The sequence below is a fragment of the Pseudomonas sp. genome, assembly GCF_032058845.1.
Lineage (GTDB): Bacteria > Pseudomonadota > Gammaproteobacteria > Pseudomonadales > Pseudomonadaceae > Aquipseudomonas.
This window is the reverse complement of record NZ_DAMCCR010000125.1, coordinates 1-10,345: the sequence shown is the minus strand read 5'-3', so window position 1 is coordinate 10,345 and position 10,345 is coordinate 1. Positions and strand designations below refer to the sequence as shown.

The window sequence follows — 10,345 nt, the reverse complement described above, 5'->3', positions numbered from 1 at the left end:
CCGCCCAGGGCGCCGCCACCCCCGTTGCCGAACAGGATCCGGTCGCTCAAGGCATCGCCCAGGCGCAGCAGCACCTCAGGGCGGGTCAGCTCAACCAGGCCACCCAGGTGCTCGAGCCGCTGGTCGAAGCCTACCCCCGTCGCAGCGATGCGCGCCTGCTGCTGATGCAGGTCTATGCCCGCCAAGGCGATCAGGACGCGTTTTCCGGGCACGAGCAGCAACTGCCCAATGACGAGTTTCACCGCGCCGAAGTCGACGCCTTGAAGTCGCGCTATCCGGCCATGCTGGCGCTGGCGACCGGCTTGAGTGCGGCGGCGTTGGCGGCAGAGATGGATGAGCAGTACGTGCAAGGCCTGCTGGACGAGCAGCCCTCCGCTGCCACCCAGGCGCAAGCCGCACCCACCCAGGACCTGTCGCTTGATCTCGACGGCCCGCTCGATCCGATCGAGCCCGCGTCGCTGGACCAGGACTTCGACCTGAGCCTGGACAAGCCGGCGCCAGCCGTCAGCGACCGTACCGCCGTCGATAGCCGCCTTGCGGCGGTCGAACCGGTTGCCGACTTCGGGCCGGCACTCGGCACCCAGGATGCGGTGGAACCGGGCCTGGCCGAGCACGACGACGATGACTTCGAAACGCTTCTGGCCCAGGCACAGCTGGAGGCACTGCAGCCTGTGGGCGAGGCATCGGCCCAGGCGGACGACCGGCTGGACGACTTCGACCTGGATGTCGCCGAGACTTCCGCAGCCGCCGCTACGGCAGGCGCGGCGGCACCTGCGGCCGATCTTTCGGACGACTTCGACCTGTCGATGTCGCTGGATGACGACTCCCCGGCGGCGCGCAACTTCGCTTCCGAAGTCGACGACGTCAATGCCGAGCTGAACAAGCTGTCCCAGGACCTGGAGTCGCCACCGCTGGACACTGGCATGGCTCAGGCGGATGACCCCGTCGATGACCTGGACTTCGACTTCTTCTCCGGCACCGATGAGGTCACCACCAAGCTTGACCTGGCCCGCGCCTATGTCGACATGGGCGACAGCCAGGGCGCCCGGGACATCCTCGACGAGGTGCTCAAGGATGGCGACGACGGGCAGCGGCAAGAGGCCAAGGCGTTGCTCTCGCGACTCGCCTGAGGCGCCTGTGCGGCGCCGGTTCGCCTGCCAGGCTGAATCGGTGCCGGCACTGACGTGCCGGGCAGGCATTTCCCGGCCGCGCAGCCCTGATACAATCGCGCCCTTGTTTCAGCTACAGGTCCGTTTTTCTTGAACATCTCCGCCAACGACGCGGCCGAATCGGCCGCCGAAGGTTTGACCCGAATCGCCTTGGGCGTTGAATACAAGGGCTCGCGCTACCGCGGCTGGCAGCGCCAGGCCAGCGGTGTGGCCAGTGTTCAGCAGGCCTTGGAGCAGGCCTTGTCGAAGGTCGCCAACGAGCCCATCACGGTACTCTGCGCCGGACGCACCGACGCCGGTGTGCATGGCTGTGGTCAGGTGGTGCACTTCGATACCCGTGTCGTGCGCGACGAGCGTGCCTGGACCATGGGCACCAACTACAACCTGCCTCACGACATCAGCGTCAGCTGGGCCCAACCCATGCCTGCAGATTTTCATGCCCGCTTCAAGGCCAACGCGCGACGCTACCGCTATGTGATCTACAACGACCCGATTCGGCCGGCTCATCTGGCCGAGGAAGTGACCTGGAATCATCGCCCTCTGGATGTGCAACGCATGGCCGAGGCCGCGCAATGCCTGCTGGGTACCCATGACTTCAGCGCCTTTCGCGCCAGCCAGTGCCAGGCCAAGTCGCCGATCAAGCACATTCACCACCTGCGCGTGACCCGTCATGGCCGCATGATCGTGATCGACATCCGTGCCACGGCGTTTCTCCATCACATGGTGCGCAACATCGCCGGAGTGCTGATGACCATTGGCGCCGGCGATCGTCCCGTGGCCTGGGCGCGGGAGGTGCTGGAAGGGTGCGACCGCCGTGCCGGCGGCGTGACGGCCCATCCCTATGGGCTGTATCTGGTGCAGGTCGAATACCCCGAGCCTTATGTGCTGCCGCAGCGATACATCGGCCCACACTTCTTGACGGGGTATGAAGCACTGGCCGACTGACGGAGCTGGCTTCCTTTGCTACTATCCGCCCCTGCATTTGCCAGGGTTCGCCGCTTATGAGCAACGTTCGCAGCAAGATTTGTGGAATCACCCGTGTCGAGGATGCGCTTGCCGCCGCACACGCCGGCGCCGATGCCATCGGCCTGGTGTTCTATGCCAAGAGCCCGCGGGCGGTGAGCGTCGAGCAGGCGCGCGCGATCATCCGTGCCCTGCCGCCGTTCGTCAGCACGGTCGGTCTGTTCGTCAACGCATCGCGCTGCGAGCTGGGGGAGATTCTCGACGCTGTACCGCTCGACCTGCTGCAGTTTCATGGCGACGAAACGCCGGAGCAGTGTGACGGCCATGGCCGGCCCTGGATGAAGGCGCTCAGGGTGCGCCCCGGCGATGACCTGGAGGCGGCTTGCCAGCGCTACGCCGGTGCCAGCGCCCTGCTGCTCGACGCCTATGTGGCCGGTGTGCCGGGTGGCACAGGGCAAACCTTCGACTGGTCGTTGATTCCCGCGCAGTTGAGCAAACCGGTGGTGTTGGCAGGCGGCCTGTCGCCTGCCAACGTCGCTGAGGCCATCACTCGGGTCAAACCGTGGGCGGTGGATGTCAGCGGGGGGGTGGAGCAGGGCAAGGGCATCAAGGATGCCGGGAAGATCCAGGCATTCCTGCAGGCGGTACGCAGCGCCTGAGGGCGAATGTGACGGGGCGCCGGGCGTCATCGTCCATAGCATTCGCGGCCATGGGCTGCCGGGTATGGGGCCGGCGTCGTGGACAGGGGCCTGCCGGTTGCGACCGGCGCGGACCGACCCATTTTATCGAGGTGCAGCGGCCTGGGCGGCTGCACGGTTGTAATGACGAATTTTGAGTTCAAGGACGGGGCGAGCGGACCACTTCACAGGTTACGCCCGCCGCCATCCACTATTGGAGAAAGACAGCATGAGCAACTGGTTGGTAGACAAGCTGATCCCATCGATCATGCGTTCCGAGGTGAAGAAAAGCTCGGTACCCGAAGGCCTGTGGCACAAGTGCCCGTCCTGTGAAGCTGTGCTGTATCGCCCGGAGCTGGAAAAGACCCTCGACGTCTGCCCCAAGTGCAACCACCACATGCGTATCGGCGCGCGCGCGCGCATCGACATCTTCCTGGATGCCGAAGGCCGCGCCGAGCTGGGTACCGAGCTGGAACCGGTCGACCGTCTGAAATTCCGTGACGGCAAGAAGTACAAGGATCGCCTCACCGCTGCGCAGAAGCAGACCGGCGAGCACGATGCACTGATCTCCATGAGCGGCACCCTCATGGGCCTGCCCATCGTGGTCAGCGCCTTCGAGTTCTCGTTCATGGGTGGCTCCATGGGCGCGGTGGTCGGCGAGCGCTTCGTGCGCGCGGCCAACTACGCACTCGAGCACCGTTGCCCGATGGTCTGCTTCTCCGCTTCCGGCGGCGCGCGCATGCAGGAGGCGCTGATCTCCCTGATGCAGATGGCCAAGACCTCAGCGGCCCTGGCACGCCTGCGGGAAGAAGGCATTCCATTCATTTCCGTGCTGACTGACCCGGTCTACGGCGGTGTTTCTGCCTCCCTGGCCATGCTCGGCGACGTGATCGTCGGTGAGCCCAAGGCACTGATCGGCTTTGCCGGCCCACGCGTCATCGAGCAGACCGTGCGGGAAAAACTGCCCGAGGGCTTCCAGCGCTCGGAGTTCCTGCTGGAGCACGGTGCCATCGACCTGATCATTTCCCGCGAAGAGCTGCGCCCACGGCTGGCGCGTCTGCTGGCGCAGATGACCGGTCAGGAAACGCCGGAACAAGCGCGGGAAGTGGCTGCAGTCGCGTGATGAAACCGACCACCCTGGGCGACTGGCTCGCCTACCTCGAGCAGTTGCACCCGGCCGCCATCGACATGGGGCTGGAACGCTCGCAGCAGGTGCTGGCGCGCCTGCAGCTAGGGCCGCTTGCGCCACGCGTGGTCACGGTAACCGGTACCAACGGCAAGGGCTCGACCTGTGCCTTCATTGCCGCCTTGCTCAAGGCCCAGGGCTTGCGAGTCGGGGTGTACAGCTCGCCGCACCTGCTGCGTTACAACGAGCGGGTGCGCGTCGATGACATCGACGTTGAGGATGCGCAGCTGTGCGAGGCCTTCGCGGCGGTCGAGGCTGCGCGGGGCGACATCACCCTGACCTACTTCGAGATGGGCACGCTGGCAGCCTTCTGGCTGTTCAGCCGCTCCCATCTCGATGCGGTGGTGCTCGAAGTGGGCCTGGGAGGGCGCCTGGATGCGGTCAATCTGGTCGACGCCGACATCGCCGTGGTCACCAGCATTGGTGTCGACCACATCGAATACCTGGGTGACAGTCGCGAGTCGGTGGCGTTCGAGAAAGCCGGTATCTTCCGTCGCGCCAAGCCTGCGCTCTGTGGTGATCTCGATCCGCCTCAGCCGTTGCTGGACAAGGCCCTTGAGCTGGGGTGCCCGTTCTCCCTGCGCGGCCGCGAGTTCGATCTGGCGATCGACGCGGTGCATTGGCACTGGCGGGGCGTGCGTGCCAACGGCCAAGCCGTCGAGTTGCGTGATGTGCCGCTGCTCGACCTGCCGATGGACAACGCGGCCCTGGCGCTGCAGGCCTACGCGCTGATGGACCTGCCGTGGGACCCTGCACGGATCGCCCAGGCGCTGAGCGCTACGCGTGTCACGGGCCGGCTCGATCGGCGCATCGTCAACTGCGCTGGCAAGCGCGTCGAAGTGCTGCTCGATGTCGGTCATAACCCGCACGCTGCGCACTACCTGGCATCCCGGCTGGCGCAGCGCCCGCTCGCCGGCAAGCGCCGCGCGGTGTTCGGGTTGCTGGCCGACAAGGACCTGGCCGGCGTGGTCACGCCGCTGTTGGGTCTGGTGGACAGCTGGGCCGTAACGCCGTTGCTCACCCCGCGCAGCCGGCCGGCCGCAGAACTGGCCCAAACCCTGACGAACCTTGGCGCCGCGGTGAAGTCTTACGCCAGCGTCGATGCTGCTCTGCAAGAGCAGTGCGCGCTGGCAACCGCGGACGACCAGATACTGCTGTTCGGATCGTTCTTCTGTGTTGCCCAGGCGCTTGAATGGCTCGAGCGGCAGGTTCCGGAGGATGGGGGAGATGGCAGTGTTGGATAAAGGCGTCAAGCAGCGCATCGTGGGTGCGCTGGTGCTGGTGGCATTGGCGGTGGTCTTTCTGCCCATGCTGTTCACCCGTCAGGACGAAATTCGCCAGGTGCATGTCGAGGCGCCGCAGGCACCCGCCGCGCCCGGGCTGAAGGATGTTCAGGTGCAAGAGGTGGCCGTGCCGGAGCCGCAGGCCCTGGCGGACGAGCCTGCACAGGCGCCCGTGGTCGTCAGCGAGTCGAATGCGCCCGTGACAACGCCCAGCCAACCCATCAGGCCCTCTCCACAGGTCCAGCCGCAGGCGCCTGTGGCCAAGGTCGCGCCCACTCAGGAGCCTGCACGCCAGCCAGCCACTCAGCCGGCAGCCCAGCCAGCGCAGAAGCCTGCCGCAACGGCCAAGGTCGATCCGAACGGCCTGTCCGTGAGCTGGTCGATCCAGTTGGCCAGCCTGTCCAGTCGCCCTGGCGCCGACAAGCTGCAGAGCACCCTGCGCAGCCAAGGCTACAACGCCTACATCCGCAGCGCCGATGGGCTCAACCGGGTGTTCGTCGGCCCGGTGATCGAACGTGCCGAGGCCGAGCGCCTGCGCGATGTGATCAATCGCCAGCACCAGCTCAAGGGCATTGTGGTGCGTTTCCAGCCCGAGCGCGGCTGAAACACGCGGCATGAACCTGCCATCGCGCTGAGGTGATGGCAGATCAGTGCACCACCGCCGCGCTGACATTCCGCTTACTCCCAGCTTCCTGCTCTGATAAAATGCGCCGCCTCAAACCTCTGCAGGCAGCTCCGTGGCATTTTCCTGGGTCGACTGGGCGATCATCGCGATCATCGCCGTTTCCTCACTGATCAGTCTCAAGCGCGGTTTCGTCAAGGAAGCCCTGTCGCTGCTCATCTGGATCGTGGCCGGCGCCGTCGCCTGGATGTTCGGGGGGGCGCTTGCGCAGTACCTCGAACCCTATATCCAGACGCCCTCGGCGCGGGTCATTGCAGGGTGTACCATTCTCTTCGTCGCCACCTTGCTGGTAGGCGCCATGCTCAATTTTCTCATCGGCGAGCTGATCCGCGTCACCGGGCTTTCCGGCACCGACCGGTTTCTGGGCATGGCGTTCGGCGCGGCGCGCGGTGCGCTGCTGGTGGTCGTCACCGTGGGCCTGCTCAGCCTGGGCCCGGTGGAGCAGGACACGTGGTGGCAGGAGTCTCACCTGGTACCGCAGTTTCTCCTGGTCGCTGACTGGTCGAAAAACCTGATCCTGGGTTTCACCGGCCAGTGGATGTCCAGTGGGGTCAGCGCACCCGCTGATCTTCCGTTCAAGGAGCAGTTGCTCGGGCCCCTGAAGCCCTAGCGCGTTCCACTCAAGATTCATCAAAGTAGGGGTTGCGTCGCATGTGTGGCATCACCGGTATCGTCGGTAAGTCGAACGTCAATCAGGCGCTGTATGACGCGCTTACGGTCCTCCAGCACCGCGGCCAGGATGCTGCCGGTATCGTTACCAGCCATGACGGCCGCTTGTTCCTGCGCAAGGATAATGGCCTGGTGCGCGATGTGTTCCAGCAGCGCCACATGCAGCGGCTGGTCGGCCACATGGGCATCGGCCATGTGCGCTATCCAACCGCTGGCAGCTCCACGTCCGCCGAGGCGCAGCCGTTTTACGTCAACTCGCCCTACGGCATCACTCTGGCGCACAACGGCAACCTGACCAACGTCCAGCAGCTGGCCAAGGAGATCTACGAATCGGATCTTCGTCACGTCAATACCAGCTCGGATTCCGAGGTGTTGCTGAACGTGTTCGCCCATGAGCTGGCCGTGCGCGGCAAGCTGCAGCCTACCGAAGAGGATGTCTTCGCAGCGGTGTCTCACGTGCACAGCCGTTGTGTGGGTGGCTATGCGGTAGTTGCGATGATCACCGGCTACGGCATCGTCGGCTTCCGCGACCCCCACGGCATTCGTCCGGTGGTGTTCGGGCAACGCCACACCGACGATGGCGTGGAATACATGATCGCCTCGGAAAGCGTGGCCCTGGACGTGCTCGGCTTTACCCTGATCCGTGACCTGGCGCCGGGTGAAGCGGTGTACATCACCGAAGAAGGCCAGCTCTACACGCACCAGTGCGCCACCAACGCGCAGCTCAAGCCGTGCATTTTCGAACATGTCTACCTGGCCCGTCCTGACTCGATCATGGACGGCGTGTCGGTCTACAAGGCGCGTCTGCGCATGGGCGAAAAACTCGCTGACAAGATCCGCCGCGAACGCCCCGAGCATGATATCGACGTGGTCATCCCGATTCCGGACACCAGCCGCACTGCGGCGCTGGAGCTGGCCAACCACCTGGGCGTGAAGTTCCGCGAAGGCTTCGTCAAGAACCGCTACATCGGCCGTACCTTCATCATGCCGGGCCAGGCGGCGCGCAAGAAATCGGTACGTCAGAAGCTCAACGCCATCGAACTCGAGTTCCGCGGCAAGAACGTCATGCTGGTCGATGACTCGATCGTGCGCGGCACCACGTGCAAGCAGATCATCCAGATGGCCCGTGAAGCCGGTGCCAAGAACGTGTATTTCTGCTCGGCCGCCCCGGCCGTGCGTTACCCGAACGTGTACGGCATCGACATGCCCAGCGTGCATGAGCTGATCGCCCACAACCGTTCCACCGAGCAGGTCGCCGAGCTGATCGGGGCCGACTGGCTGATCTATCAGGACCTGCCGGACCTCATCGAGGCGGTCGGTGGCGGCAAGATCAAGATCGAGCATTTCGACTGTGCGGTGTTCGACGGCAAGTACGTCACCGGCGACATCGACGATGCCTATCTGGATCGCATCGAGCAGGCGCGCAATGACATGGCCAAGGTGCAGAACCAGGCCGTCAGCGCGATCATCGACCTCTACAACAACTGATCAGGGAGCGGTGGCATGACGGATCAATGGGATGCCGGACGATTGGACAGTGACCTCGAGGGGGCCGGCTTCGGCACCCTCGCGGTCCGCGCCGGCCAGCAACGCTCGCCGGAAGCCGAGCACAGCGAAGCGCTGTTCCTGACCTCCAGCTATGTGTTCCGTACCGCGGCCGATGCCGCGGCCCGGTTTGCAGGCGAAACGCCAGGCAACGTCTATTCGCGATACACCAACCCGACGGTGCGGGCGTTCGAAGAGCGTCTGGCCGCGATGGAAGGGGCGGAGCAGGCAGTCGGCACCTCGACCGGGATGGCCGCGATCCTGGCCATCGTCATGTCGATGTGCAGCGCCGGCGACCATGTACTGGTGTCGCAAAGCGTATTCGGCTCGACCATCAGCCTGTTTGAAAAGTATTTCAAGCGCTTTGGCCTGGAGGTCGATTACGTGCCATTGGCCGACCTGGCCGGGTGGCAGGCGGCGCTCAAGCACAACACCCGCCTGCTGCTGGTCGAGTCACCGTCCAATCCGTTGTCCGAGGTGGTCGACATCCCGGCGCTGGCCGAGATCGCCCATGGCGGCGGCGCGCTGCTGGTGGTGGACAACTGCTTCAGCACCCCGGCGCTGCAGCAACCACTCAAGCTGGGCGCAGACATCGTCTTCCATTCCGCCACCAAGTTCATCGACGGCCAGGGCCGGTGCATGGGTGGTGCGGTGGCTGGGCGCAGCGAGCACATGAAAGAAGTGGTGGGCTTCCTGCGCACCGCAGGGCCAACCCTCAGCCCGTTCAACGCCTGGATCTTCACCAAAGGTCTGGAGACCTTGCGCCTGCGCATGCGTGCGCACTGCGAGAGCGCCCAGGCACTGGCGCAGTGGCTGGAACAGCAGCCGGGCATCGAGCGGGTGCATTACGCAGGCCTGCTCAGCCATCCGCAGCATGAACTGGCCAAGCGGCAGATGAGCGGCTTCGGCGCGGTGGTCAGCTTCGAGGTCACCGGCGGCAAGGAGGCCGCGTGGCGTTTCATCGACGCGACGCGGATGATCTCGATCACCACCAACCTGGGTGACAGCAAGACCACCATCGCTCATCCGGCCACCACCTCCCACGGTCGCTTGTCGCCCCAGGAGCGCGAGGCCGCCGGTATCCGTGACAGCCTGATTCGCGTGGCGGTAGGCCTTGAAGAGCTGGTCGACATCCAGGCCGACCTGGCGCGGGGGCTGGCCGCGCTGTGATCGAACTGCAGCAGACCGACCCTGACCTCAACGGTCGTGTCGCCCTGGTCACCGGTGCCGCCCGCGGCATCGGGCTGGGCATTGCGGCCTGGCTGATCTGCGAAGGCTGGCAGGTGGTGCTCAGCGACGTCGATCGCAAGCGCGGCTCGAAAGTGGCCAAGGCCCTGGGTGACAATGCCTGGTTCATCCTGATGGACGTAGCCGATGAGGGGCAGGTCAGGGCAGGGGTGTCCGAGGTGCTCGGGCAGTTCGGACGGCTGGACGCGCTGGTGTGCAATGCGGCCATTGCCAACCCGGACAACGGGCCGTTGGAGACCTTGTCACTGGCCAAATGGAACCGCACGCTGGCGGTCAATCTCACCGGGCCCATGCTCCTGGCCAAGCACTGCGCACCGTACCTGCGGGCGCACGGCGGCTCCATCGTCAACCTCAGCTCGACCCGTGCCGAGCAGTCGGAGCCCGACACCGAAGCCTACGCCGCCAGCAAAGGCGGCCTGGTCGCCCTGACCCATGCCCTGGCGGTGAGCCTGGGGCCGGAGATTCGCGTCAATGCGGTCAGCCCGGGTTGGGTCGATGCGCGCGACCCTTCGCAACGCAAGGCCGAGCCGCTCAGCGACAGCGAGCATGCCCAGCACCCGGTGGGGCGGGTGGGCACGGTGGAGGACGTGGCTGCACTGGTGGCGTGGCTGCTGTCGCGCCAGGCGGGTTTCGTCACAGGTCAGGCGTGGGTGGTCGATGGCGGTATGACGCGCAAGATGATCTATACCTGAGGCCGTCTGCGCGTAAACGACGGGGCTTGATGCCCCGTTGCGTTTTCCAGGCCGTGGAGGGCGTTGTCGGGCTGACTGCCTCAGCAACGTTTTTTGAAAAAAATCCAATGGGGGTATTGACTTAGCATCACTACCTGCGTAAATTTCGCGGCCTCAGCGAAGCAAACGTTACACACGGGTGATTAGCTCAGCCGGGAGAGCATCTGCCTTACAAGCAGAGGGTCGGCGGTT

Annotated in this window: 10 protein-coding genes; all 10 read left to right on the top strand. The window is 65.1% G+C overall.

What is annotated here, in order from left to right; genetic code table 11:
• Positions 1-1,130, top strand: a 1,130-nt coding sequence (locus RT028_RS18095) for a FimV/HubP family polar landmark protein (RefSeq protein WP_312936530.1), incomplete at its 5' end; no start/stop codon positions are given.
• Between the two features lie 129 nt (positions 1,131-1,259).
• Positions 1,260-2,114, top strand: coding sequence for a tRNA pseudouridine(38-40) synthase TruA (truA, locus tag RT028_RS18090; RefSeq protein WP_312936528.1), 855 nt, complete (start codon positions 1,260-1,262; stop codon positions 2,112-2,114).
• Positions 2,115-2,170: 56 nt separating this feature from the next.
• On the top strand, positions 2,171-2,791 hold the full coding sequence (locus tag RT028_RS18085; protein WP_312936526.1) for a phosphoribosylanthranilate isomerase: 621 nt from the start codon (positions 2,171-2,173) through the stop codon (positions 2,789-2,791).
• A 247-nt stretch (positions 2,792-3,038) separates the two neighbouring features.
• Positions 3,039-3,932 carry an acetyl-CoA carboxylase, carboxyltransferase subunit beta gene (gene accD / locus RT028_RS18080; protein ID WP_312936524.1) on the top strand — a complete coding sequence of 298 codons (894 nt, stop codon included), beginning with the start codon at positions 3,039-3,041 and terminating at the stop codon, positions 3,930-3,932.
• Positions 3,932-5,239, top strand: a complete 1,308-nt coding sequence (gene folC, locus RT028_RS18075; RefSeq protein WP_312936522.1) for a bifunctional tetrahydrofolate synthase/dihydrofolate synthase — start codon at positions 3,932-3,934, stop codon at positions 5,237-5,239. Before accD ends, folC begins: the two co-directional genes overlap by 1 nt.
• Positions 5,223-5,882 carry an SPOR domain-containing protein gene (locus RT028_RS18070; protein ID WP_312936521.1) on the top strand — a complete coding sequence of 220 codons (660 nt, stop codon included), beginning with the start codon at positions 5,223-5,225 and terminating at the stop codon, positions 5,880-5,882. Before folC ends, RT028_RS18070 begins: the two co-directional genes overlap by 17 nt.
• A 133-nt stretch (positions 5,883-6,015) precedes the next feature.
• Entirely contained in the window at positions 6,016-6,570 is a 555-nt protein-coding gene (locus RT028_RS18065) for a CvpA family protein (RefSeq protein ID WP_312936519.1), read from the top strand.
• 41 nt (positions 6,571-6,611) lie between these two features.
• The gene (gene purF, locus RT028_RS18060) at positions 6,612-8,117 is read left to right on the top strand and encodes an amidophosphoribosyltransferase (protein ID WP_312936517.1); all 1,506 of its coding nucleotides are present in this window, start codon (positions 6,612-6,614) and stop codon (positions 8,115-8,117) included.
• A 15-nt stretch (positions 8,118-8,132) separates the two neighbouring features.
• The gene (locus RT028_RS18055) at positions 8,133-9,344 is read left to right on the top strand and encodes an O-succinylhomoserine sulfhydrylase (RefSeq protein WP_312936515.1); all 1,212 of its coding nucleotides are present in this window, start codon (positions 8,133-8,135) and stop codon (positions 9,342-9,344) included.
• Between the two features lie 5 nt (positions 9,345-9,349).
• Entirely contained in the window at positions 9,350-10,114 is a 765-nt protein-coding gene (locus RT028_RS18050; protein WP_409567298.1) for an SDR family oxidoreductase, read from the top strand.
• Positions 10,115-10,345 lie beyond the last annotated feature (231 nt).